This is a genomic window from Streptomyces sp. ADI95-17 (genome assembly GCF_003846175.1).
Taxonomy (GTDB): domain Bacteria; phylum Actinomycetota; class Actinomycetes; order Streptomycetales; family Streptomycetaceae; genus Streptomyces; species Streptomyces sanglieri.
The window spans coordinates 632577-657216 of record NZ_ML123045.1; the positions used below are offsets into that span (position 1 = coordinate 632577).

Genomic DNA, 24640 nt, shown 5'->3' on the forward strand with positions numbered 1-24640 from the left:
GGCCCGGATGAGCGGTGGGCACGGATCGAGGCGGAGTCCGAACGCCTGGTGCGGGCGGGCGGGACCGTCCTGGAGACGTTCGACGGGCACCACGTGGTGATGGCGGACCCGGAGGGAAACGAGTTCTGCGTCGCCGCGGCCCCTGCGTGAGGCCGGTGGCGCCGGGCCCGCCGCACGGCCGTACGCCCCCGCCGGGCACGGTGTGTGCTCGGCGGGGGCGTACGAGGGGTGAGCCCGGGTCGGGGCCGGTCGGTGGGGCCGGGACGTCAGCAGCTCTGCCAGAGGCGGGTCATGACGCGGACGCCGAAGCGCAGGCCCTCCAGCGGGACGCGTTCGTCCACGCCGTGGAAGAGGCGGCCGTAGTCCAGGTCGTGCGGGAGCTCTTCGGTGATGGCGATCGACGCGATCATCAGGTCGGCCACCCGGCGCCGGGGTTTGCGGCCGGCCCCGATCACGGCGGCGCAGGCCCTGCCGTAGATCCGGGCTGCTTCCGCGTCGAAAGGGATCGGGTCGAACTCGTTCTCGGCACGCTGGAGGACATCGAGCCGCCGGGCCCGCCCCGCGTACTCGTCGTAGTCGTCCTGTTCCTCGTTCCGCCGTACCTCGTGCGGACCGGCGGAGAGCTCGGCCGGGGTGACGGCGCTGATCGCCACCTGGGCGGGCAGTTCCTCGGGGTCCACCCACCTGCGAAGGATCATGACGTTGGCATCGAGCAGGCCCTGCCCGTGTTCAGCACGCATAGGGGTTCCCCCGCACCTGAAGCCCGGCCGGACTCCGCTCCCCTCCGCCCAGATCAGGCCGGCACCCTCCGGATGTGAGAGCGGTTCTCAAGTTCCATGATGTCAGTGACCAAGGTCCGCTCACCCGCCTATAATTGACACTCCATCATGAGCGGGGAGCGCCTTGGAGATCATCATTCAATGCGGCGATGGCAGCAGTGGAGCCGAGGACGAACTCCGCTCGCTCGGCCAGTGGCTTGAGGCCGACTCGGCTGTGCGCCGTCATGTGCAGGTTGTACCGGGGACGGCCCGGTCGGCGATGCCCGGGCAGCAGGGCGACCTGCTGGACTTGATCACGCTGGTGGTCAGCAGTGGGTTCAGCGCTGCTTCGCTGGCTGTGTCGATCGCATCCTGGCGAGCCAGCCGCCCCGGCCCGTCCGCTGCCCTTGTCATGCGGACCGAGGGAGAGCAGGCCGAGATTCCCGGGGATGCCTCCGGCGAGGAAGCCGAGGCGAGGGCCCGGCGCTTTCTTGAAGGATGAGCACTCCGAAACAGCACTCGGCTGAAGAAGACCGCGAACTGACGACGCCCCTTGCGGGGGTGGGCCTCCCCGATCCCGCGGGGACTCGTGTGGTGTTGATCGGCGCTGGACGGTTCAGTGAACTCGATCCGCTTCCAGCGACGCGTCGCAACGTCAAGGACCTGGCTGATCTCCTTGCCGATGCTTGGAGCCTTCCTGTCGGAAACTGCACCGTCCTCTGCGACCCGAAAACGCCCCGCGATCTCTCACGCGCCGTCGAGGCGGCCGCCAGGGAGGCCACGGACACCTTGCTGGTGTACTACGCCGGACACGGAGTGATCGACCGTGCCGGGCACTATCACTTGGCTGTACGAGAAACCGAGCGAGAATCCGTACACGACACCGCGGCCCCGTACGAATGGATCAAGGCGCACATCGAGAAGAGCCGCGCCGAGCGGCGCATCGTCATCCTCGACTGCTGCTATGCCGCGCGTGCCTTCGGGTTGCAGTCCAACGCCGCTGCCCTTGAGGTTGCAGGTACTTATATCCTCGCTGCGGCAGGCGAGACCGCCACGGCCATCTCTCCACCGGGAGAGACCTACACCGCATTCACCGATGCCTTGCTCACCGTACTGAGCAAGGGAGTCTCCGGTCTGCCTCGCTACCTCAACCTCGACAGCGTGTTCAGCCAGCTGAGCAAGGAGCTCGCGAGGAGGAGCAGGCCCCGGCCGGCGCAATTGTGGCGCGACCACCTCGGCCGTGCCCCGTTCATCAAGAACGCCGCATACCAGCCGCCCAGCGATACCCTCCGGTCAGCACCTCCGGCGCAGCGCGCCTCGACTGCTGAAACCAGCAAAGACGGGGGAGAGCCGCGAATGTCGCCTACGCCTGCCACGGTAAGGACGGGCGAGGCAGGCCCATCGGCGGTCCCCCCGGGCAAAAAGCCCGTCCCGGTGCTGCGGCGAAAGATCGTCCGCTACGTGGGGCTGCCGACGGTCGGCCTGGCTCTGCTTTTCGGAGGGTGGAGCGCATATGCGGTGTCCTCGGTTTCGTACGAGGACTCCCCTCTGCTTCAGAAGATCCACCGCGAAAGAGGCTTTATTCGCGTGGGGGTCAAGGGTGACCAGCCAGGGCTCGCCAAAAAGGTGGGCAAGGAATGGGTGGGGTTCGAAATCGACCTGGCGCGTAAAATTGCTGCGAACCTTGGATTTACCAAAAAGGAAGAGGTGGTGTTCGTCGAGGTATTTACAAATAATCGCGTCACGACCCTCCAGTCGGGTGATGTGGATTTCGTCGTTGCCACTTGGAGCATGAATGGACCTCAGGCGGAAGAGGCCAGGAAGGACGAGGACAGTCCACTCGATTTCGTCGGCCCGTACTACACGGCGAGCCTGGGAGCGCTGGTGTTGGGGACGGAGCAAGAAGCTCAAGAAATGAAGGGCATCGACGATATCAAGGATAAATTCAATGGGGGGGAAGAAGTCTGCACGGCCTCTGGGTCGACATCGGAAGAATATCTAAAGAAGCACGGAGTGGAACCTAAGAAGGAGGAGTCGTACAAGGACTGCTGGGATAGGGATTCCGTCAAAGTTGTGATCACGGATGACATCATCCTTGCCGGTCTCAACGAGGATGAAGACTTTTCTTATTTGACCCCGAAGGTCAAAGGGCGCGTCGTTCCCCTGCGGGGTACGGCTGAAAAATATGGCATAGGGATTCGTGCGGGCGATCCAATCTTTAATTATCTGGCGTGTCAGGTGATCCAAAAAGGCTGGAAATCGAGCGTGGATAAAAATCTCGAAAAGATGGCGACCCGGCAGCTGGGGAAATGGTGGACGCCGCCCATTGTGGACTTCCCGGAGTGCAGCCGACTGGAAGTGTGGAAATACAAGCTGCTTCATGTGCTTTGACTCCGATTCGTCAACGGCGACATCGAGCCTCTCCCGGTAAGCGCCCGTCATTCGCTGTGATCGCGATGCATACGCTGTGGGCTGTGCGGCCCTCGGTGGGCGGATACATCGCGAGCGGGCGCACGCCCCGCGAGACCGAGCTCGGCCAGCCCTTCACCCGCTTTGCGACGGTGGCCTGACCGGAAACGTGCATACGCCCCCGCCGGAGGCATGGAGTCCGGCGGGGGCGTACGAGGGGTGAGCCCGGGTCGGGGCCGGTCGGTGGGGCCGGGGCGTCAGCAGCTCTGCCAGAGTCGGGTCATGACGCGGACGCCGAAGCGCAGGCCCTCCAGCGGTACGCGTTCGTCCACGCCGTGGAAGAGGCGGCCGTAGTCCAGGTCGTGCGGGAGCTTGAGGCCCTTGAAGCCGAAGCAGCGGATGCCGAGGTGGGTGAAGGCCTTGGCGTCGGTGCCGCCCGGGTTGCAGTACGGGACGGGGTGGCCGTCCGGGTCCTCGGCGCGTACGGCCTCGCACATGGCGTCGACCAGCGGGCCGTCGAACGTGGTCTCCAGCGCGATGTCGTGGTTGACCCACTCGCGGGTCACCGAGGGGAGCAGGAGCTTGTCGATGGTGTCGATCAGCTCCTGTTCGTGGCCGGGGAGGAAACGGCCGTCCACCCGGGCGGTCGCCTTTCCGGGGATGACGTTGGTCTGGTATCCGGCGTTGAACATGGTGGGGTTCGCGGAGTTGCGGAGCACCACCTGCATGAAGTCGGAGACCGGGCCCAGCTTCGCGAGGCTGCCCTCGATGTCGTTCTCGTCGAACTCGACACCGTAGAGGCGGGCCGCCTCCTCCAGCAGTGCGCGGACCGGCTCGATCAGCCGGATCGGGAAGGTCTCGCGGCCGATCCGGGTGAGCGACTCCGCGAGGTCGGTGACCGCGTTCTCGTCGTTGGGGGACGAGCCGTGGCCGGCCCGGCCGGTCGCGGTGAGCTCCATCCAGGCCATGCCGCGCTGGGCGTTCTCGATCGGGTAGAGGCGGCGGGTGTCGTCGATGGCGAAGGAGAAACCGCCGCCCTCCCCGATCGCCTCGGTGACCCCGGCGAACAGTTCCGGGCGGTGCTCGACCAGCCAGTGGGCGCCGAACTTGCCGCCCGCCTCCTCGTCGGCGAGGAAGGCCAGGACCAGATCGCGCGACGGCCTGGTGCCGGTGCGGGCGAAGTGACGGGCGGTGGCCAGCATGACGGCCACCGTGTCCTTCATGTCGATCGCGCCGCGGCCCCAGAGGTAGCCGTCGCGGATCTCGCCGGAGAACGGCGGGACCTGCCACTCGGAGGCGTCGGCCGGGACCACGTCCAGGTGGCCGTGGACCAGGAGGGCGCCGCGCTCCGGGTCGGCGCCCGCGATCCGGGCGATGACACTGGCGCGGCCCGGGGCGGACTCGACCAGCTCGGACTCGATGCCCACCTCGGCCAGCCGGCCCACCACCCAGTCGGCGCTCGCGCGCTCGTTGCTGGTGGGGTTGGAGGTGTCGAACCTGATCAGCTCGGCGCAGAGTTCGACGACCTCGTCCTGGGCCTCGGCCGAGGCCGGGACGAGCGGGGCGGTGGGGTCGGGGGTGGTCATGCTGCTCCCACAGGGGTTGTCGCGGGGGCGGCGGGGGCGGCGGTGTCGTCCTCGTCGTCCAGGGTGGAGGTGCCGTACGGCTTCACCCAGCCCAGCAGTCCGAGGACGCTGTACAGGATGAAGGCGGTGGCCAGCGAGTTCAGGGCCGGGATGCCGCCGTCGTAGAACTTGCCGACGCAGAACGCCGCGATCCAGATGACGATGGACATCGGGACCCAGGTGGGCGAGGTCTTCGGCAGGGTCTCGGACTCGCGGGTCTCGTCCAGCGGCTTGCGCATCTTCTTCACGACCCAGTACTCGGCCACGATGATGCCGCCGATCGGCGGGATCGCGACGCCGAGGATGGAGAGGAACTCGGTGAAGTGGGTCATGATCCCGACCGCGGACAGGACCGTGCCCGCGATGCCGAGGACGATCGTGACCGCGCCGCGGTGGATCCGCTTGCCGAAGACGACCTGGAAGAAGTTGACGACGCCGAGCGAGGAGCCGTACAGGTTCCAGTCGTTGATCTTCGCGGTGGACATCAGGACCACGATGACGCCGAAGGCGCCGGAGGTGGAGAGCACGATGTGCGAGACCTCGTTGCTCTTGACCAGGTGGCCCAGGAGCACACCGGTCAGGCCGACGATGTACTCGGAGAGGATCATCGACGAGGCGCTCTGCAGGAAGACGTGCGAGCCCTTGCGGTTGTACCGGGTCATCTCCGGGGACACGATCGCGCCGGTCATGTAGCCGCCCGCGATGGCGGTGGCGGCGACGGCCAGCGGGATGGTCTGGCCGGGCGGCGGCGAGTGGATCAGCTCGCTGAGCGAGTGGTCCTTCAGCGTCGAGACGATCGACCAGGCGACCATCGCGAAGAACAGCGGGGTCACGATCTTGGCGAAGACGGCCATGTACTTGAAGCCGAAGATCACCAGCGCGGTGATGGCGATACCGGCCAGCACGCACCACATCCAGGACGGGCCGCCGACCAGCGCCGAGACGCTGTTTCCGAAGATCGTGTTCTGGACGCCGAACCAGCCGACCAGGCTGACCGCGATCACGAAGCTGACCAGTGCCGAGCCGTTGCGGCCGAAGCCGACCCAGCGGGTCAGCATCGGCGTCGCCAGGCCCTCGCGCATACCGGCCAGGCCGATCGCGAAGATCACGATCTCCAGGATCACCGCGCCGAGCGTGAAGGCGAGGAAGGCGTCCCCGAAGGTCATGCCGACACCGATGGTGGCGCCGAGGGTGAACTGCGAGATCGAGCCGGACTGGGCCAGCCACTGGAGCAGCATCGACCAGAAGCCGAACCGCTTGTCGCGCGGGACGCGCGAGAGCGCGTAGTCGTCGCTGCCGATGGCCTTGGTCTCGGGGGCCACGGTCTCGGCCTGCGGGGTGGCTGCCATCAGGACTCCTGGGGTGTGCGGCCGAGGGTCTGGAGGTGAGCCAGCGACCCGTAACGGCTGACGAGGTTGTCGAACTCCACCGCGTCGTGGAAGTCCAGTTGTCCGCTGCCGTAGGCCTTGGCGACCTCCACGGCGTAGCGGGCGGCGGAAGCGATGTCCGTCTCGTGGCTCGCGCCCGTACCGCAGCCCGGCACCGCGGCGGCCGAGGTGATGGCCAGACCGACGACCGGGGCGGCCGTCGCGGTGGCGGGCTGAAGGATCGAATTGATGTGGTGTGCCCCATTACCGTACGGGGTGATGTCCTGTGTGGTCACGGGGTACGTGACCAACGGCTCACCGGTCACCACGGCCAGCAGCTCGCCGAGCTGCTCGCTGACCCGGAGCACCCAGCCCTCCTTGACGGTGGGCGAGAGGGCGAGGCCCTTGTGGTTGATGATCCGGTTGCCCTTGGTGGTGTCGATGGAGAGCACGGCCTCCATCTCGTCGGCCACCTCGTGGCGGTTCATGGTGGCGATGTCCACGGGCGAGCCCATGAACGGCACCGGGTCGTGCGGCTCGGTCGGCGCGTTCGGGCAGATGTGGGTGGCGACGATCACATCGCCGGGCAGTACGTCGCCGCGGCGGCGCATGTCGAGCAGCTTGGCGGCGGTGGCGATCGCCGAGACCGCGCCGTCGGCGTCGGAGACCAGACCGGTCACCTCGGGCCGGGCGCCGATGCCGCCGAGCCGGCCCACCACGCCCAGCGTGCGGGCGTCGCCCCCGGACGTACGCCCTCGGGCGCCCGGGATGCGGACCATCACGAAGTCCGTCGAGCCCTGCTCGCCGATGACCGTGGTGACCTTCGCGGACGAGCCCTCGGTCCCGCTCACGGAGTCGAGGTACTCGACGACCGCCTTGCCATTGACCTGGGGATCGTCCAGCAGATCGACGATGTCCAGCACGTACTTCAACATGGGGGGGCCTTTCTCGCTCATCCGGGCACCCGGGCCGACGCTCGACGGGGGGAAGCGCGGGGCGGGGTGCTGAGGCCACATTCGGGATCGGATAGCGTTGAACGCAACTGTTTCCCGTTATTTGCAATTCAGGTCTGAATGGTGAGATGACGATGACGGACTTCGATCTGGACCGGCGCACCCCCGCCGGAGCCCTGCAAACCGTCGACCGGGCGCTCCTGGTGCTGCTCGCCTTCGAGCGGACCCGGCCCGACTGGGGCGTCACCGAGGTCGCCGAGGAGTTCGGCTGGGACACCTCGGTGGCCCAGCGGCTGCTCGCCACCCTCGCCGGGCGCGGCTTCCTGGTCTCCGACCCGGTCACCCGCCGCTACCGCATCGGCCCCGCCGTGCTGCGCCTGGGCCGGCTCTGGGAGCGCTCCGGGTCGCTGGAGCTGCTGGCCGGACCGGTGCTGGAGGAACTGCGCCGGGTCACCGGCGACACCGTCCTGTTCTGCCTGCCGGACAGCTTCCACATGCGGTGCGTCGCCGCGGAGGAGGGGGAGGCCGGGCCGCTGCGCTACTACCCGCTGGTCGGCGAGCTCTACCCGGCGCACGCCGGGGCGACCAGCAAGTCGTACTACGCGTATCTGCCCGACGAACAGCGCCACCGGCTCTTCCGGGGCCGCCCGATGGCCCGCTTCACCGACCGGACGGTCACCGACCCGGACCGGCTGGAGGAGGAGTTCCTCAGGGTCCGAGCCCAGGGGTACGCGTTCACGGTCGGCGAGTACGACACCGGCATCGCGACCGTCGCCGTACCGGTCTTCCTGGGGCGCGAGCCGTACGGCAGCCTCAGCCTGGGCGGCGCCGAAGAGCTTTTCCGGGAGGCGCCGGACGACCGGCTCGACGCACTGCGCCACGCGGCCCAGCTGCTGGAGCGGCGGCTCACCCACCCTCCGCAGCGCCCGAAGCCCCGCACCCGTCGCCCCCGTACCGCCTGACGATCCGGAAGAGAACGACGATCCGGAAGAGAACGAAGAGGAACCCCATGAATCTGCTGCTGCTCTCCAACTCCACCCAGCACGGCCGCGGTTATCTGGAACACGCCATCGACACCGTGACCGCGTTCCTGCCCTCCGGCGCCCGGCTGGCCTTCGTGCCCTACGCCCTCGCCGACTACACCGCCTACACCGCACGCGTCCGCGAGGCCCTGGAACCCCGCGGCATCACCGTCCGCGGGGTCCACGAGAACGCCGACCCGGTCGCCGGACTCGCCGCGTCCGACGCCGTGTTCATCGGCGGTGGCAACTCCTTCCGGCTGCTGAGCGCCCTGTACCGGACCGGTCTGCGGGACGCCGTGACCGAGGCGGTACGGGGCGGGCTGCCGTACATGGGGGCCAGCGCCGGGACGAACATGGCGGCGCCCACCCTGCGCACCACCAACGACATGCCCATCGTGCAGCCGCCGTCCTTCGAGACGCTCGGCCTCGTCCCGTTCCAGATCAACCCGCACTATCTGGACCCGGACCCGGCCAGCACCCACAAGGGCGAGACCCGCGAGGAGCGGCTCACCGAATTCCTGGAGGAGAACGACGTACCGGTGCTCGGCCTGCGCGAGGGATCGTGGCTGCGGGTCGAGGGACGCCGGGCCCGGGTGCAGGGCGCCCGCCCCGCCCGGCTGTTCACCCGCGGCGCGCAGCCGCAGGAGCTCCCGGCGGGGTCGGACGTCTCTCATCTGCTCACGACGACACCGCGGTTCGACGCTCCGGTGCGCTGACCGCCAGCACCAGATCCGTGTCGACCGGCAGACCGTCGCCCGGGTACGCGGCCGGGCGGGCGCTCGGCGCGTACCCGGTGGCCGACCCCGCCAGCACGAAGCTGCCGCCGTGCGGGGCGGCCAGCGCGTAGCGGCCGTCCCCGTCCGCCACGGTGAGACCGGCCTGCCGGCCCCGGTGGTCGATCAGCGTGACATTGGCGCGGGCCACCGGGGCGCCGTCGGCGTCCAGTACCCGGCCGCGGAAGCCGCCCGAGCCGGCGACCGGGCGGGAGGCGGTGGGCGCCGGGGCGTCCTCGTCGCTGCTCGCCAGCAGCGCCGGGCGCATCGACTCGCGCTGCGACGGCAGGAACGAGGCCAGCACCAGCCCGATCAGCACCGCACCCGTCGCGATCAGGAACGAGATGCGGAACCCCTCCATCGAGGGCAGCGCGGCCCCGCCGACGTGGACCGAGGTGTTCGCCAGCACCATGCCGATCACGGCGCTCGACACCGACGTGCCGATCGACCGCATCAGGGTGTTCAGACCGTTGGCCGCACCCGTCTCGGACGGGTCGACGGCCCCGATGATCAGTGCGGGCAGCGAGGAGTACGCGAGCCCGATGCCGGCCCCGAGCACCACCGCGATCACCACGGTCTGCCAGGCGGCGCTCATCAGCCCCTGCCCCGCCCCGTAACCGACCGCGATGACCAGCATGCCGAGCATCAGCGAGACCTTGGGGCCCCGGCGGGCGGACAGCCGGGCGTACAGCGGGGCGACGAACATCATCGTCAGGCCGAGCGGCGCCACGCACAGCCCGGCGACCACCATCGACTGCCCGAGGCCGTACCCCGTGGACGTGGGCAGCTGGAGCAGCTGCGGCAGGACCAGCGAGACGGCGTAGAAGGCGACCCCGACCATGATCGAGGCGAGGTTGGTGAGCAGCACCTCGCGCCGGGCCGTGGTCCGCAGATCGACCAGCGGGGCCGGGCTGCGCAGCTCGAACAGACCCCACAGCACGAGGATCACCAGCGAGGCGCCGATCAGCCCGAGGGTGCTGCCCGAGGTCCAGCCCCAGTCACTGCCCTTGGTGATGGGCAGCAGCAGGCAGACCAGCCCGAGCGACAGGCCCAGCGCGCCGACGAGGTCGAACCGGCCGGGCGCGCGCAGCGCGGGCTCCGGCACGGCCACGACCGTGAGCGCCATCGCCAGCACGCCCAGACCGGCCGCGCCGAGGAACAGGGTGTGCCAGTCGAAGTGCTGGGCGATCAGCGCGGCGGCGGGCAGCGCCAGGCCGCCGCCGACCCCGATCGAGGAGCTCATCAGCGCCATCGCCGAGCCGAGCCGCTCGCGCGGCAGCTCGTCGCGCATGATGCCGATGCCCAGCGGGATGGCGCCCATGGCGAAGCCCTGGAGCGCGCGGCCCACGATCATGACCACGAGATCGTCGGTGGAGGCGCATATCAATGAGCCGATCACCATCACGGCGAGGCTGGCGAGCAGCATCTTCCGCTTGCCGTAGAGGTCGCCGAGCCGCCCCATGATCGGGGTGGCGACGGCACCCGCGAGCAGCGTCGCGGTCATCACCCAGGTGGCGTTCGACGGGTCGGTGTGCAGCAGGGCGGGCAGGTCCTTGATGACGGGGACGAGCAGGGTCTGCATCACCGCGACGGTGATACCCGCGAAGGCGAGCACGGGGACGACCCCGCCGCCGCCCGCCTTGCGCGGCCGCGGATCCGGGAGTTCCCCGGCGTGCTGTTCGTTCGTCGTCTGTGGCATACGTGCGGCCTCCGGGCGGCGTGATCGAGGGTCTGAAGAGGCGTGCGGGCGGTGCGGGCGGGCAGCGCCCGCACCGCCAAGTGTGTGCAGCGTGAAACCTTCCAGCTGCCCGCGGTATTCCGGTGAACGCGCCGCGAACGGGGCACGACGGCGCACTCGGACCGAGGCGCGCGAAGATCCGCCCGTCATCTGACCTTCCGTCAGAATGGAACGTGTTCTACTCTTGCGCCGTTCCAGTGGCTGCGACCGGCGAGGATCCGCATGGGCATCGGAATCACCGAAGAACACAGGGAGTTGGCGCAGGCCGTACGGGGCTGGCTGGCGCGCGCCGTCCCGCCGAAGGAGATCCGCGCACTCCTGGACGCGGATGACTCGACTGCCCCCGGCGTGCGCCCCGGGTACTGGGACGGGCTCGCCGAACAGGGCCTGCTCGCCATCCATCTGCCCGAGGAACACGGGGGCGGGGGCGGCCGGCTCCTCGATCTGGCCGTGGTCCTCGAAGAGGCCGGCCGGGCCCCGCTGCCCGGCCCGTACCTGCCGAGCGTCCTGGCCTCCGCCGTACTGCACACGGCGGGGCCGGACGGCCTGGTGCGCGACCTCGCGGCCGGTACGCGGATCGGCGCGGTGGCCCTCGGCCCCGGCACCCTCACCGCCGTCGAGCACGAGGACGGCCATCTGCTCGACGGCACGGCGCCGCCCGTCCTCTCCGGCGCCGAGGCCGACCTGCTGCTCCTGACCGCCGAATCGGCCACCGGCACCCTCTGGTTCGCCGTCGACTCCGCCACCGCGGGGCTGACCGCCCGCCCGCACCGCGGCGCCGACCCGACCCGGCCCACCGCCGAGGTCCGCGCCGAGGGCGTACTCGTCCCCGCCGGCCGCCTCGTACGGACCGACACCACCCGCGTCCGCGACCTCGCCGCCGTCCTCCTCGCCGCGGAGGCCTGCGGAACGGCCGCCAGGGCGCTGCACACCGCCGCCGAACACGCCAAGGTCCGCGAACAGTTCGGCCGCCCCATCGGGCAGTTCCAGGGCGTCAAGCACCTCTGCGCCGACATGCTGGTACGGGTCGAGCGGGCCCGTGCGCTGGTGTGGGACGCGGCCCGCGCCGCCGACGAGGAGACGGACCCGGACGTACGGTCCATGGTCGCCGCCCTCGCCGCCTCGGACGCACTCGACGCCGCGTACGGCTGCGCCAAGGACTGCGTCCAGATCCTCGGCGGCATCGGCTTCACCTGGGAGCACGACGCCCATCTGTATCTGCGCCGGGCCCTGGTGGCACGCCAGCTGCTGGGGACCGGCGACGGCCACCGGCTGCGGGCCGTCCGGCTGGCCGAGGGCGGGGCCCGCCGCTCGCTCGCCCTCGAACTCCCCGCCGGGGCCGACGCCCACCGGGCCGGAGCCCGCGAGGCCGTCGCCGCCGCCCGCGGCCTCGCCCCGAAGGAGGCCCGCCGCGCCCTCGCGCCGACCGGCTACGCCGCCCCCTACCTCCCGGCCCCCTACGGCCTGGGCGCCGGCCCCGTACAACAGCTGGTCATACAGCAGGAGTTGAGGGAACAAGGGGTGAAGCTGAGCGACCTGGGGATCGCCACCTGGGTGGTGCCCTCGCTCCTCGCCCACGGCACGCCGCAGCAGCAGGAGCGCTATCTGCTGCCCACCCTGCGCGGCGAACTCCTGTGGTGCCAGCTGTTCTCCGAGCCCGACGCGGGATCCGACCTCGCCTCGCTCCGCACGAAGGCGGAACGGACCGACGAGGGCTGGCGGATCAACGGACAGAAGGTGTGGACGAGCGCCGCCCAGTGGGCCGACCACGGGATCCTGCTCGCCCGGACCGACCCGGACGCCCCCAAGCACCAGGGCATCGGCTACTTCCTCGTCGACATGAAGAACACCCCGGGCATCGACATCCGGCCGCTGAAGGAGATCACCGGCGACGCCCTCTTCAACGAGGTGTACTTCGACGACGTCCTGCTGCCCGCCGACGCCGTCGTCGGCGAGCCCGACGGCGGCTGGAAGGTCGCCCGCAACACCCTGGGCAACGAACGCGTCCACATGGCCGACCAGATGACCTTCGACACCGGCCTGGAGGCGCTGATCGCCCGCTCCGGCGAACTCGACGGCGCCTGCCGGGCCCGAATCGGAGCGCTCGCCGCCGAGGCGCACGCGCTGGGCTGCATCGGGCTGCGCACCACGATGCAGCAGGTCTCCGGGCTCGAACCCGGCGCGGGCGCCTCCGTCCGCAAGCTCGTCCAGACCACCCACCAGCAGAAGGTCGCCGAACTCGCCCTCGAACTCCTCGGCCCGGCGGGCGCGGCCGGCGAGGGGCCGGCGGAGCGAGCCCTGCACGGCTTCCTGATGTCCCGCTGCCTGACCATCGCGGGCGGCACCACCCAGGTTCAGCTCAATGTCGTCGCCGAGCGCATCCTCGGCCTCCCGCGCGATTGAAGGGACCTCCCATGAAGCCCGTACAGCACGCGAAGCCCATGAAGCTCATGAAGGCGTACGTCGTCGGCGTCGGCATGACGAAGTTCGAGAAGCCCGAGACCCGTGACTGGCAGTACTGGGACATGGCGGAGGAGGCGGGCACGGCGGCGCTCGACGACGCCGGGATCGCGTACGAACAGATCCAGCAGGCCGCCGTCGGCTACTGCTTCCAGCCGTCCACCGCCGGCCAGCGCGCCGTCTACGAGCTCGGCCTGACCGGTGTGCCCGTCTACAACGTCAACAACAACTGCGCCACCGGCTCCACCGCGCTGATGATGGCCCGGCAGTTCGTCGAGGGCGGCGGCAGCGACTGCGTACTCGCGCTCGGCTTCGAGAAGATGACGCGCGGCGCGCTCGGCGGCGGAGGCGCGGACGGCGGCGCCGCCGACTTCAGGACGTCACCCGTCGCCCGGCACTACGGGATCATGGCCGCCGCCCACGGCTTCGAGATGAGCCCGCCCACCGCCCAGATCTTCGGCAACGCGGCCCGTGAGCACATGGAGCGGTACGGGACGACCGAGGCGCAGCTCGCGGCGGTCGGCGCCAAGAACCACCGGCACTCGGTGAACAATCCGTACGCCCAGTTCCAGGACCCTTACACGGTCGAGGAGATACTCGCCGCGAAGACCATCCACCGCCCGCTGACCAAGCTCCAGTGCTCACCCACCTCCGACGGCGCGGCCGCCGCCGTCGTGGTGTCGGAACGCTTCGTCGAGAGCCACGGCCTGGGCGACCGCGCGGTCGAGATCGTCGCCCAGGCCATGACCACCGACACCGGCGACTCCTTCGCCTCGGGGACCTGCATCGACGCCGTGGGCCGGCCGATGTCGCAGGCCGCCGCCCACCAGGTCTACGAGGCGTCGGGGCTCTCCGCCGCCGACCTTGACGTCATCGAGCTGCACGACTGCTTCTCCATCAACGAACTCCTCACTTACGAGGCACTCGGGCTGTGCGGCGAGGGCGAGTCCGGGAAACTCGTCGAGTCCGGCGCCACCACGTACGGCGGCCGCTGGGTGGTCAACCCGTCCGGCGGGCTGATCTCCAAGGGCCACCCGCTCGGCGCCACCGGAATCGCCCAGGCCGCCGAACTGACCTGGCAGCTCAGGGGCGAGGCGGGGCCCAGGCAGGTGCCGGACGCCCGGGTCGGCCTGAGCCACAACATCGGGCTCGGCGGGGCGGCGGTGGTGACGCTGCTGCGCCGCTGAGGAACGGGCCCGGGCGGGCGCCCGGGCGGGGCCCGCCCAGGAGCGGGGCAACTCGCGTCCCGGGCGGACGAGTTCCGGGCGGCCCGGGGCAACGATCCGGCACTGAGCTGTCACCGAGCCGTCGAAGAGGCGCCGGGCGCGGCATCGGCCGGTGCCCCGGGTGTCGCGTCGCCCCCCGGACGGGGCCTACAGCCACCCCTGCTGCCGTGCCGCCCGCACCGCTTCCATGCGGTTGCGTGTGCCCGTCTTGCCGATCGCCGACGAGAGATAGTTCCGTACCGTCGACTCGGACAGATGCAGCTTCGCCGCGATGTCGGCGACCGTGGCCCCGTCCACCGAGGCGTTCAGCGCATCCCGCTCCCGCGCGGTCAGCGGGCTGGGCCCGGCACTGAGCGCGGCGGCGGCCAGCGCCGGGTCGATCACCGTCTCACCGCCCAGCACCCGGCGGACCGCGTCGGCCAGCTCCTCGACCGGACCGTCCTTGACCAGGAACCCCGAGGCCCCGGCCTCCATCGCCCGGCGCAGATAGCCGGGGCGGCCGAAGGTGGTGAGGATCAGCACCCGGCAGTCCGGCACCTGCTCACGCAGATCGGCGGCGGCGTCCAGCCCACTGCGGCCCGGGAGTTCGATGTCCAGCAGCGCCACATCGGGCCGGGACAGCAGTGCCGCGTCCACGATCTCGTCCCCGGCGGCCACCTGCGCCACGACCTCGATGTCCGGCTCAAGACCGAGCAGCAGAGCGAGCGCCCCGCGCATCATGCCCTGGTCCTCGGCGAGCAGGACGCGCACGGACTTGGCGGGGCGGTGCTCCTGCGGCATCTCGTTCACGGGAAACAGACTAGGGCGCGCGGTGCACTGCCCGGAGTCCTGCCCGCCGTGCTACGCGTTCTCCCAGCACTCCCGGGCGATCGACGACCGGATGGCGGCCAGTTCCAGACCGATCGTCCGGGCCTCGGCGCCGGGCAAGGGCCGGGGACAGACCCTGCCCCCGGCCCTTGCCCTTGCCCGCTCATGAACCCGGCATCACGCCCCCCGCTTTCAGACCCCGGCATCACACCCCCCGCATCCGGACCCCGGCATCCGGACCGGCGGGTCGTCCTCCATCGTCCCGGTCTCCTCGTCCGCCGGGCCCGGACCGTCCATCGGCAGCTCCGCCGTGACCACGAAGCCGCGCCCCGGCGCCGGGCCCGCCCGGAGGCTGCCTCCCGACGCGGCCAGGCGCTCGGTGAGTCCGGTCAGCCCGGTGCCCCCGATGCCGGGTGTGGCCGGGGCGTCCCGACCGGGGCCGCTGCCGTCGTCGGTGACCGTCAGCCGGACCCGTTCGGCCGTGCCGTCGAGCACGAACGAGCAGGTGGTCGCGTGGGAGTGGCGTACGACATTGGTGACGGCCTCCCGTACCACCCAGCCCAGCAGGGCCTCCGTCTGCGGGGCGAGCGGTGGGCCCGAGCGGCGGAGCACCGGCTCGATCCCGGCGGCGGTCAGCGCCGAGCGGGCCCGGTCCAGTTCGGTGGCCAGGCTGCCCTCCCGGTAGCCGGTGACCGCCTCACGGATCTCGGTGAGGGCCTGCCGGCCGACGGACTCGATGTCGGCGACCTGGGTGAGCGCCGCGTCCATGTCGCGGGGCGCGAGCCGGCGGGCGGCCTCCGACTTGACCACGATCACGGAGAGCGTGTGGCCCAGCAGATCGTGCAGATCGCGGGAGAAGCGCAGCCGCTCCTTCTCGACGGCGGTGCGGGCCAGCTCCTGCCGGGTGGCGCGCAGTTCCATCACGGTCTCCGCGAGGGTGAGGATCGCGGCGGTCACCGCGCCCGAGATGAAGGTGCCGTAACCGATCGTCCACGGGTCCGAGGCGCCGTGGCCGCGCCATACCGCCACGGTGGTGGCGACCGCGGCGAGGACGAACACGCCGACCGCCAGTCGCCGTCTGCGCAGGATGGCGCCGCAGGCCAGCGAGAGCAGCGGGAAGAACAGCAGCCAGCTCCCGCCGTAGCCGATCGCCAGCGCCAGGGTGACGGCGGTCATCGCGGCGAGCAGCCAGTACGACACCGGGCTCTCCCGCTTCCTCCGGTCGAAGCCGCGGAACACCACCGAGACGTAGAGGGAGTTGAAGGCGAGCAGCCCGAGACCGCCGAGCCAGGGGTTGGCCGCCTCGCCCTGGAAGAGATTGGAGAAGGAGCCCAGGCCCATCAGCAGCCAGGGCAGCAGGGCGTACGGGCCGGGCGGGCCGGGGCGCCGCTCGTCGTCCCCCTTGCGCCGGCGGCGCCACCGGCCCGGCCGCCCGCTCCCGGGCGTACCCGTTCGGTTCCTGGCCATGTCCACTCCTGTCACACGGTCCTCGCGGACCGACGGTACGAGATCACGGCGTACGTACCGAACAGCAGGAGCCATCCGCACAGCACCGCGATGGTGCCGGCGCCGGGCGCGTGGCCCTCGGTGGTGGCCCAGCCCAGGTCGGCGAAGCGGTTGGCCGGGGTGAACCTGCCGATGGAGCGCAGCCACCCGGGCAGCAGCTCCAGCGGGAACCACAGCCCGCCGACGATCCCGAAGCCCATCAGACAGGCCACATTGACCACCCCGGTGCCCTGCGGGGTGAGCCGGTAGCCGTTGCCGAGGCCGAGCATGGTGAACGGCAGCGCGCCGATCCACAGCAGCAGCGCCAGGGCGATCCACTGCCAGGCGTCCAGCCGCACCCCGTTGAGCAGCCCGCCGGCCAGCAGCACCGTCAGGATCGTCGGCAGCACCGTCACCGAGCCGCTGATCGCGCGGCCCACGACCGCCTGCGAGGGGGCGAGCGGAGTGACCCGCAGCTGCTCCAGCCAGCCGAGCGTCTTGTCGGAGGCGACCCCCGTGCCGATCGACATGGCGGAGCCCAGCGCCCCGTACGCGGCCATGCCGACCATCGAGGCGGTCTTCCAGCCGTCGACGTCGTTGCCGCCGCCGATGTTGGTGAAGAGCAGGTACATCATCACCGGCATCCCGGTCCCGAAGATCAGGAAGGAGCCGTCCCGCAGGGTCCGGCGGATTTCGAGCACGATGTAGCGGAACATCAGACGGTCTCCCTCTCGGAATCGGACACGGGTGCCGCGGTGGGTGCGGTGAGGGAGAGGAACGCGTCCTCCAGCGTGGCCCGGGAGACCTGGAGGCCGCGGATCGCGTCCAGCCGGGCCAGCTCCCGGACGGTGGCGTCCGAGTCGTCGGTGTGCAGCAGCGCCCGGTCCCCGGACACCTCCACGGTGACCACGCCGGGCAGCCGCTCCAGGCCCTCGGTCGGGCCGCCCGCCAGGTCGAAGGAGACGAGGCCGCGGCCGGCCGAGCCGCGGATCACGTCGCCGGTGCCGTTCGCGACGATCCGGCCCCGGTCGATGACGACGATCCGGTCGGCGTTCTCGTCGGCCTCCTCCAGATAGTGGGTGGAGAACAGGACGGTGTTGCCGCGCCGGGCGTAGGCCCGCATCGAGTCCCAGAACGTGCGGCGGGCCTCCACGTCCAGGGCGGCGGTCGGCTCGTCCAGGACGATCAGCTCCGGATTGCCGGCCAGCGCCACGGCGAAGCGGACGCGCTGGGTCTGGCCGCCGGAGAGCTTGTCGACGCGCCGGTTCGCGTAGTCGCTCACCCCCGCCAGCGCGAGCGCCTCGGAGACCGGCATCGGCTTCGGATACGTCGAGGCGACGAAGTCGACCAGCTCGCGGACGGTGACCCGCTGGATGGGCCGCCCGTCCTGGAGCATGGCGCCGACCAGACCGTCCCGTACCGCGTGCTCCGCGGTCCGGTCCAGCACCCGCACCGTGCCCGAGTCCGGCTGGTCGAGGCCGAGCAGCAGCCGGACGGTGCTGGACTTGCCCGCGCCGTTGCGGCCGAGCAGGGCGACGGTCTCGCCGCGGCCGATGGACAGATCGATCCCGTCCACGGCCCGTACGCTGTGCCCCGCCCGGCCGAAGGTCTTGACCACCCCGGTGAGTTCCACCGCGGCTCCGCTCCCCGTTGTCTGTTTCATGGACATGACGTTACGGAGACCGCCCGGACCCCGGCAGGTGGGTGTGTACGGACTTCGCCATGACATATGTCATGGCCGGGCCGCCGGTCACCGGATGGATCTGACGAGGCGTCAGCAGCGGTCTTCACAACTGCTGGGTGCTGCGTTATACATGGGTTCATCGGCTAGAACGCGTTCTAGAACGGGCGTGGTGGCCGGTCCCGCGCGACCTCGGTGCGGCCGACGGTGCGGACGGCCGCGCCGAGGTCTTCCCACCATCAAGGAGCAGCTCTCCCATGCCCATTGATGCCGAAAAGGCTCTCGCCGCCGAACCCCGCTCCACCCGGATCAGCTGGGGCCACAAGGACGTCCAGCTCTACCACCTCGGGATCGGCGCCGGCTTCGACCCCGACCGGGCCGATGCCGCGACCCACCCCGACGAGCTGCGCTACACACTGGAGTCCCGGCTCCAGGTGCTGCCCTCCTTCGCCACCGTCGCGGGCGCCGGCACGGGCGTCGTCGGCGGACTCTCCTCGCCCGGGATCGACATCGACCTCGCCGCCGTCCTGCACGGCGGGCAGAGCGTACGGGTGCACCGGCCGATCCCGGTGAGCGGCAGAGCCGTACAGACCTCGAAGGTCGCCGCGGTGTACGACAAGGGCAAGGCGGCCGTGCTGGTGCTGCGCACCGAGGCCGCCGACGAGGAGGGCCCGCTGTGGACCAACGACGCCCAGATCTACGTCCGGGGCGAGGGCGGCTTCGGCGGTGAACGCGGACCCTCCGAACGGTCCGCCCACCCCGCGGTCGCCCCGGACCACATCGTGCGGCGGCCCGTCCGCCCGGACCAGGCACTGCTCTACCGCCTCTCCGGGGACTGGAACCCGCTGCACGCCGACCCCGAGTTCGCCGCGCTGGCCGGCTTCGACCGGCCGATCCTGCACGGACTGTGCACCTACGGCATGACGCTCAAGGCCGTCACCGACACGGTCCTGGGCGGCGATGTGACCCGGATCCGTTCCTGCCGCACCCGCTTCACCGGGATCGTCTTCCCCGGCGAGACCCTCCGCATCGAGATGTGGACCGCCGGGAACCAGGTACGGGTCGAGGTGAAGGCCGTGGAGCGGGACAACGCACCCGTCCTCGGCGACACCTTCGTCGAACACTCCTGAACCGCCCCGGACCGACCCCAAGAGGTCCGCGGGCCCACGTTCCACCCGCCCATGAGGGGAGCCGCACCATGCGCGCAGCCGTACTGCACGAGATAGGCCAGGACAAACTCGAAGTACTCGACGACGTCGAGGCGGTGGGCTTCGGCCCCGGCAAGGTCAGGCTCCGCATCCGGGCCACCGGACTGTGCCACTCCGATGTCTCCGCGATGAGCGGGGTGCTGCCGCAGCCCGCCCCGTTCATCCCGGGCCACGAGGGCGCCGGCGAGGTCATGGACGTCGGCGACGGCGTCACCGGACTGAGCGCCGGGGACCGGGTGCTGGTCTGCTGGCTGCCCGCCTGCGGGGCGTGCCCGTCCTGCAAGCGAGGCCAGACCCAGCTCTGCCTGGCCGGCTTCATGAACGCGGGCACCCCCAACTTCAAGCGCCCCGGGGGCGATGTGTTCGGCTTCGCGGGCACCGGCACCTTCACCGAGGAGGTCGTCGTCGGCGCGGGCTGCGCGGTGCCGATCCCCGACGACGTGCCGTTCGAGATCGCCGCGCTGATCGGCTGCGGGGTGACCACCGGGCTCGGCGCCGCCATCAACACCGCGAAGGTGGAGGCCGGTTCGTCGGTCGCCGTGATCGGCTGCGGCGGCGTCGGCATCTCCACCATCCAGGGCGCCAGGGTGCAGGGCGCCGCCCAGATCGTGGCCGTGGACCCGGTCGCCTCCCGGCGCGAGGCGGCGCTGCGGTTCGGCGCGACCGAGGCGGTGTCGCCCGACGAGTTCGCCGACGCCAAGCAGCGGGTCACCGCGGGCGAGGGCTTCGACTACGTCTTCGAGGTCGTCGGCAAGTCGGCCACCGCCCGCACCGCGTACGAGAACACCCGGCGCGGCGGCACCCTGTGCATCGTCGGCGCGGGCGCGATGGACGACAACTTCCAGGTCAACATGTTCGAGCTGTTCTTCGACGAGAAGCGGATCCTGCCCTCCATGTACGGCGGAGGCGACGTGCTCCGCTCGTACGAACGGGCCATCGCGCTCTGGCGGGCCGGCCGGATCGACCTCGAATCGATGATCACCCACCGGGTGCGGCTCGACGGGATCAACGACGCGCTCGACCAGATGCGGACCGGTGAGTCGCTGCGCACCTGCGTCGAACTCTGACCACCGCCCGCCCCTCCCGAGAGGACTGGAGAGAATTCCGATGTCACTTCCCCTGTCACGTCCGCTGGACGGCATGTCCGCGATCGTCACCGGCGCCGGCCGCGGCCTCGGACGCGCCGAGGCGCTGGAACTGGCGGGGCTGGGCGCGGCCGTGGTCGTCAACGACTACGGGCAGCCGGGCCGCGACGGCTCCGGCGAGGCGTCCGCGACGCCCGCCGAGGAGGTCGCCGAGGAGATCCGGGCCGCGGGCGGCCGGGCCGTCGCGCACCTCGGCGACGTCTCCGACCACGAACAGGCCCGCGCCCTGGTGGAGCTGGCCGTCGACACCTACGGAAAGCTCGACATCCTGGTCAACAACGCGGGCATCCTGCGCGACCGGATGATCTTCTCGATGACCGAGGACGAGTGGGACTCGGTCATCAGGGTCCATCTCAAGGGTCACTTCAACACCACGCACTTCGCCGCCGCGCACTGGCGCACCCGCTCCAAGGAGTCCGGCGGGCCGGTGCACGGACGGATCGTCAACACCTCGTCGGAGGCGTTCCTGGCCGGTTCGGCGGGCCAGCCGAACTACGCGGCGGCCAAGGGCGGCATCGTCGGCCTCACCACCTCCACGGCCCTGGCCCTGGCCAGGTACGGCGTCACCGCCAACGTCATCTGCCCGAGGGCCCGCACCCGGATGACCGAGGACGTCTTCGCGGGCTTCCAGGAACCGTCGGACGGCCGGCTCGACGCGCTCGCTCCCGAGCATGTCGCGCCGCTGGTCGGCTATCTGGCCTCCCCGGCCGCCGCCAAGGTCAACGGGCAGCTGCTCGTGGTGCACGGCGGGATGGTCGCGATCGTCGAGCGCCCCAGGGTGGCGGCGAAGTTCGACTCCTCGAAGGAGACGTTCTCCTTCGACGAACTGGACGAGCTGATCTCGCCGTACTACGAGGACCGCCCGCCGAACGAGACCTTCGCCGCGGCCGAGGTGCTCGGCCTGAAGCGGGGCTGACCACCGCACCGGGAACGGGTGGGCCCCGGCTGCCGTCCGGCCGCCGGGGCCCACCCGTCCCTCGTCCGTATGTGTCCGCGCGGTCAGGCCGCCCGGCTGTCCCCCTCGGAGGGGCGGCGGTGGCGGCCGTGCGGCTGTGCAGACGTGTCGTCCATCGACTCACCCCCTCGGTGCTTTCCGTAGCCGTCGGCTTCGGCCCGGTCGGCGTCCTCCGGACGCATCTGGGTCGGGTCGGTTCGGGCTTCAGACATGATGGGAAGTCACCCCGTTGTGATCGCTTACATGTGTGTCCCAGGGCCGATCACGCCGGCCGCGCCCCGGCACGGTCACCGCCGGCGACCGTCGGACACGACTGCGCAGCCCGGACCCAGATTTTAACCAGGCACCATGCGCCCCGTGAGAGGCGCCTGCCCCAGTGGAACCGGCTTGCACACGGGTAGAGGCACGGCGCCGCCGGACGGTTGCATACCGCTTTCCGCTCCGCTTCCCGCGCCGTACCCCGACGACGGCCACGCCCCGGGTTCCTCGTCCGCCGGGGCCTCCAGCAGGGCCACGCCGCACGCCACGTTCCCATCGGCGTACGGGAGTCTGAGCACGCCGTCCCGGGTCCACACGCCGCGTCCGGCCTGCCACCCCGCGGGGGCGGCGCGTTGATGCAGCCGGCGTCCGGCCGGACGCCACACCCCGACCCAGCTGCCCGCCGGGCCGTCGATCCGCAGCGCCACCGCGCAGCTCTCCGGCATCAGCATCTGACCCGGCTGCACGGCGAACGGCGTCACCGCCACATCGGCCGGGCGCAGGCACTCCGGGAAGCGCACCGGCAGGCAGCTGCCGAGCACCCCCCACCCCAGCCGGTCGTGCCCCGGCGCGTCCGAGCGGATCAGCAGCAGCCCGCTGTCCGGGTCGGCGAGCAGCAGCCGGTCGTTGCTGTCCGGGGCGATCTGCAGCAGCGGCGTCACCTCGCCGCCCCGCTCCAGGTCCACGGCGACCGCCTTGACCGGGCCGCCGCCCGGCATTTCCCGGTCCAGGGCCAGCATCCGGCCCGCCCGGTCCAGCCAGACGCCGCCGGAGCAGCGCCCCGGGACCTCCGCGACCAGCTCGGGCCCGAAGGCGCCGCCCGCCACCAGCCAGACGGAGGTGGCGCGCGGACCGGCCGACAGCGCGTACGCGCTCACGCCGTCCGGCGACGGCGGCAGCAGGGTCAGCTCCGCGCATTCGACGGCGCCGAGCGGGAGTTCACCGGTCCCGGGACCGGTCGGATAGAGCAGCGACACCGCGTGCCGGTCCGCCACCCGGCGCCGGATCAGCACCCGCCCGTCGGCCAGCGGCAGTACCTCGGAGTCCGGCTCCTCCGGCTGGTCCAGGGGGAGCGGCACGGCGTACGGCTCGTGCCCGTCGAGCGTCCAGCGCTCCACGAACCACGCCTCGCCCGCCCCGCCGGCCCCGTCGGACGGATCCGCCGTCACCCTCGCGAGCGCGAGCCGGGCCGCGTACGAGCCGTCTGCGGAGAGCGTGAACGCGGGCGCCGCGACGGGAAGCGAGCCGGGCAGCGCGGCGAGAGACGTCCCCGGGGGCGCGCCGCCCGGCCCACCGGGGTCTTCCGGCGGGTCGTCCGGCGCGCTGTCCTCCAGGACCGTTTCTCCGGCTTTCCCGGCGCCCTCGGCGTCCGGGGAGGCCCCGGACGCCTCCGCGGTCTCGTTCTCGATGGCACAGGCAGTCATGGACTGGTCACCTCCGGCAACCGAAGTTAGTTTTCGCACTTCCTGCCGAACAACACGAGACCCACCTCTTCACGCATAAGGGTGGCGATGCCCGGATTCGCCTGAGAGCGAGGGGGTGGTTGTGCTGGGTGCGAGGCGGATGCATAAGGTTAGGCAGCCCTAAGCAATACCTGTGTGACCCTTACAACTGGAGCAAGTGATGTCCCTTCGTCGCCGCGGTACCGCCGCAGTCGGCCTGGCGGTGGCTGCCGCCCTCTCCCTCTCGGCCTGCGGGAGCGACGACGGAAAGTCGGGCGGTTCGGCCAAGCCGGATGGCGGCGACAAGAAGGCCGCCGTCGCCACGGGCGGCAAGGACTTCGGCGACGCCGCGAAGAAGACGGCGGCGTACGGGACGGACGCCAAGGCGGGCCAGTTCCCCCGGACCCTCACCCACGCCATGGGCAAGACGGAGCTCAAGTCCGCGCCCAAGCGCGTCGTCGTGCTGGACGTCGGCGAGTTCGACAACGTCGTGTCGCTGGGTGTGAAGCCGGTCGGCTACGCCCCCTCCGAGGGCGACGCGGCCATCCCCTCGTACCTGAAGAAGAACGCGGGCAACCCGAAGAACGTCGGCACGATCAACAACCTCAACCTTGAGGCCATCGCCGGCCTGAAGCCCGACCTGATCCTCGGCAGCCAGCTGCGCGCCGCCGACAAGTACGACGCGCTCTCCAAGATCGCGCCGACCGTGTTCTCCATCCGTCCGGGCTTCACCTGGAAGGAGAACTACCTCCTCAACGCCGCGGCGCTGGACAAGACCGCCAAGGCCGAGAGCGAGCTCGGCGCCTACGAGACGAAGGCGAAGAAGCTCGGCGAGGACATCGGCCCGGACAAGCCGACCATCTCCATGGTCCGCTACCTGCCGGACCGCATCCGCCTCTACGCCAGGGCGTCCTTCATCGGCACGATCCTCGACGACGCCGGTCTGCCGCGGCCCAAGAACCAGCAGATCGACGACCTCGCCGCGGAGATCAGCCCGGAGAAGATCGACGAGGCCGACGCCGACTGGATCTTCACCGGTGTCTACGGCGACGTGAAGGCCACCAAGCGGGACACCACCCAGGCCAACCCGCTGTGGAAGAACCTCAAGGCCGTCAAGGAGGGCCGGGCCAAGAACGTCTCCGACGAGACCTGGTACCTCGGCCTCGGTGTCACGGCCGCGGACCTGGTCCTCGACGACCTCCGCGCCGACCTCGTGAAGTAACGGCATCATCCACGGTCGGTGACCGGTCCGGTGGCCGATCCCGAGCGGGCTGTGGCGGTCCGCACGGACCGCCACAGCCATGGACGACGGGGCACGGAGGGCAGGT

General features: G+C 70.9%; 22 protein-coding genes. 11 read left to right on the forward strand and 11 right to left on the reverse strand.

The annotated features are described in order from the left end of the window. Positions 1 to 150 (forward strand): VOC family protein (locus EES42_RS10940; RefSeq protein ID WP_277426120.1); only part of this gene is annotated, 150 nt, incomplete at its 5' end. Positions 151 to 266: 116 nt separating this feature from the next. Here the strand turns inward: EES42_RS10940 and EES42_RS10945 are convergent. After that, positions 267 to 740, reverse strand: a complete 474-nt coding sequence (locus EES42_RS10945) for a PIN domain-containing protein (protein ID WP_124717934.1) — start codon at positions 738 to 740, stop codon at positions 267 to 269. 163 nt (positions 741 to 903) lie between these two features. On the opposite strand from EES42_RS10945, the gene EES42_RS10950 reads away from it, so the two are divergent. After that, complete coding sequence (locus tag EES42_RS10950; RefSeq protein WP_124717935.1) at positions 904 to 1260, forward strand: effector-associated constant component EACC1; 357 nt, start codon at positions 904 to 906, stop codon at positions 1258 to 1260. Continuing rightward, the gene (locus EES42_RS10955; RefSeq protein WP_124717936.1) at positions 1257 to 3149 is read left to right on the forward strand and encodes a caspase, EACC1-associated type; all 1893 of its coding nucleotides are present in this window, start codon (positions 1257 to 1259) and stop codon (positions 3147 to 3149) included. The genes EES42_RS10950 and EES42_RS10955 overlap by 4 nt, the downstream gene beginning before the upstream one ends. Positions 3150 to 3424: 275 nt before the next feature. Here EES42_RS10955 and EES42_RS10960 read toward each other — a convergent pair whose 3' ends face one another. From EES42_RS10960 to EES42_RS10970, 3 genes are read right to left on the reverse strand one after another with little or no spacing between them, the layout of a single operon-like run. After that, the gene (locus EES42_RS10960) at positions 3425 to 4753 is read right to left on the reverse strand and encodes a M20/M25/M40 family metallo-hydrolase (protein WP_124717937.1); all 1329 of its coding nucleotides are present in this window, start codon (positions 4751 to 4753) and stop codon (positions 3425 to 3427) included. After that, positions 4750 to 6141: a cytosine permease gene (locus tag EES42_RS10965; protein ID WP_124717938.1), complete on the reverse strand. Its 1392-nt coding sequence runs from the start codon at positions 6139 to 6141 to the stop codon at positions 4750 to 4752. The genes EES42_RS10960 and EES42_RS10965 overlap by 4 nt, the downstream gene beginning before the upstream one ends. Then, positions 6141 to 7094: a DUF1177 domain-containing protein gene (locus EES42_RS10970; protein ID WP_124717939.1), complete on the reverse strand. Its 954-nt coding sequence runs from the start codon at positions 7092 to 7094 to the stop codon at positions 6141 to 6143. Before EES42_RS10970 ends, EES42_RS10965 begins: the two co-directional genes overlap by 1 nt. 152 nt (positions 7095 to 7246) lie before the next feature. Here EES42_RS10970 and EES42_RS10975 point away from each other — a divergent pair, with 152 nt between their 5' ends. Next, the gene (locus tag EES42_RS10975) at positions 7247 to 8074 is read left to right on the forward strand and encodes an IclR family transcriptional regulator (RefSeq protein WP_124717940.1); all 828 of its coding nucleotides are present in this window, start codon (positions 7247 to 7249) and stop codon (positions 8072 to 8074) included. A 47-nt stretch (positions 8075 to 8121) separates the two neighbouring features. Further along, the gene (gene pepE, locus EES42_RS10980) at positions 8122 to 8850 is read left to right on the forward strand and encodes a dipeptidase PepE (protein WP_124717941.1); all 729 of its coding nucleotides are present in this window, start codon (positions 8122 to 8124) and stop codon (positions 8848 to 8850) included. On the opposite strand, the gene EES42_RS10985 is transcribed toward pepE, so the two are convergent. Next, positions 8813 to 10606, reverse strand: a complete 1794-nt coding sequence (locus tag EES42_RS10985) for an MFS transporter (RefSeq protein ID WP_124717942.1) — start codon at positions 10604 to 10606, stop codon at positions 8813 to 8815. The two genes, pepE and EES42_RS10985, sit on opposite strands and share 38 nt — an antisense overlap. 261 nt (positions 10607 to 10867) lie before the next feature. Here EES42_RS10985 and EES42_RS10990 point away from each other — a divergent pair, with 261 nt between their 5' ends. After that, positions 10868 to 13048, forward strand: a complete 2181-nt coding sequence (locus EES42_RS10990) for an acyl-CoA dehydrogenase (protein WP_124717943.1) — start codon at positions 10868 to 10870, stop codon at positions 13046 to 13048. A 47-nt stretch (positions 13049 to 13095) separates the two neighbouring features. Beyond that, complete coding sequence (locus EES42_RS10995) at positions 13096 to 14292, forward strand: lipid-transfer protein (RefSeq protein ID WP_124718498.1); 1197 nt, start codon at positions 13096 to 13098, stop codon at positions 14290 to 14292. 186 nt (positions 14293 to 14478) lie between these two features. Here the strand turns inward: EES42_RS10995 and EES42_RS11000 are convergent, their stop codons facing one another. The 4 genes from EES42_RS11000 to EES42_RS11015 all read right to left on the reverse strand — a co-directional run bounded on the left by EES42_RS11000 (position 14479) and on the right by EES42_RS11015 (position 18292). Beyond that, on the reverse strand, positions 14479 to 15111 hold the full coding sequence (locus EES42_RS11000; RefSeq protein ID WP_124718499.1) for a response regulator transcription factor: 633 nt from the start codon (positions 15109 to 15111) through the stop codon (positions 14479 to 14481). Between the two features lie 219 nt (positions 15112 to 15330). Next, positions 15331 to 16605, reverse strand: coding sequence for a sensor histidine kinase (locus EES42_RS11005; protein ID WP_124717944.1), 1275 nt, complete (start codon positions 16603 to 16605; stop codon positions 15331 to 15333). An 11-nt stretch (positions 16606 to 16616) separates the two neighbouring features. Continuing rightward, positions 16617 to 17339 carry an ABC transporter permease gene (locus tag EES42_RS11010; RefSeq protein ID WP_124717945.1) on the reverse strand — a complete coding sequence of 241 codons (723 nt, stop codon included), beginning with the start codon at positions 17337 to 17339 and terminating at the stop codon, positions 16617 to 16619. After that, complete coding sequence (locus EES42_RS11015; protein ID WP_241196353.1) at positions 17339 to 18292, reverse strand: ABC transporter ATP-binding protein; 954 nt, start codon at positions 18290 to 18292, stop codon at positions 17339 to 17341. The genes EES42_RS11010 and EES42_RS11015 overlap by 1 nt, the downstream gene beginning before the upstream one ends. A gap of 269 nt (positions 18293 to 18561) precedes the next feature. Between EES42_RS11015 and EES42_RS11020 the strand changes: the two genes are divergently transcribed. From EES42_RS11020 to EES42_RS11030, 3 genes are all read left to right on the forward strand, one after another. Further along, complete coding sequence (locus tag EES42_RS11020) at positions 18562 to 19434, forward strand: MaoC/PaaZ C-terminal domain-containing protein (protein ID WP_124717946.1); 873 nt, start codon at positions 18562 to 18564, stop codon at positions 19432 to 19434. A gap of 68 nt (positions 19435 to 19502) precedes the next feature. After that, entirely contained in the window at positions 19503 to 20579 is a 1077-nt protein-coding gene (locus EES42_RS11025; protein WP_124717947.1) for a Zn-dependent alcohol dehydrogenase, read from the forward strand. Positions 20580 to 20619: 40 nt separating this feature from the next. Further along, the gene (locus tag EES42_RS11030; RefSeq protein WP_124717948.1) at positions 20620 to 21573 is read left to right on the forward strand and encodes a 3-oxoacyl-ACP reductase; all 954 of its coding nucleotides are present in this window, start codon (positions 20620 to 20622) and stop codon (positions 21571 to 21573) included. A gap of 83 nt (positions 21574 to 21656) precedes the next feature. On the opposite strand, the gene EES42_RS44665 is transcribed toward EES42_RS11030, so the two are convergent. Further along, positions 21657 to 21824, reverse strand: coding sequence for a hypothetical protein (locus tag EES42_RS44665; protein ID WP_164495217.1), 168 nt, complete (start codon positions 21822 to 21824; stop codon positions 21657 to 21659). A gap of 123 nt (positions 21825 to 21947) precedes the next feature. Further along, positions 21948 to 23294 (reverse strand): hypothetical protein, encoded by a 1347-nt coding sequence (locus tag EES42_RS11035; protein ID WP_124717949.1) that lies wholly within the window; start codon positions 23292 to 23294, stop codon positions 21948 to 21950. Between the two features lie 199 nt (positions 23295 to 23493). On the opposite strand from EES42_RS11035, the gene EES42_RS11040 reads away from it, so the two are divergent. Next, positions 23494 to 24534, forward strand: a complete 1041-nt coding sequence (locus EES42_RS11040) for an ABC transporter substrate-binding protein (RefSeq protein ID WP_124717950.1) — start codon at positions 23494 to 23496, stop codon at positions 24532 to 24534. Positions 24535 to 24640: the final 106 nt, after the last annotated feature.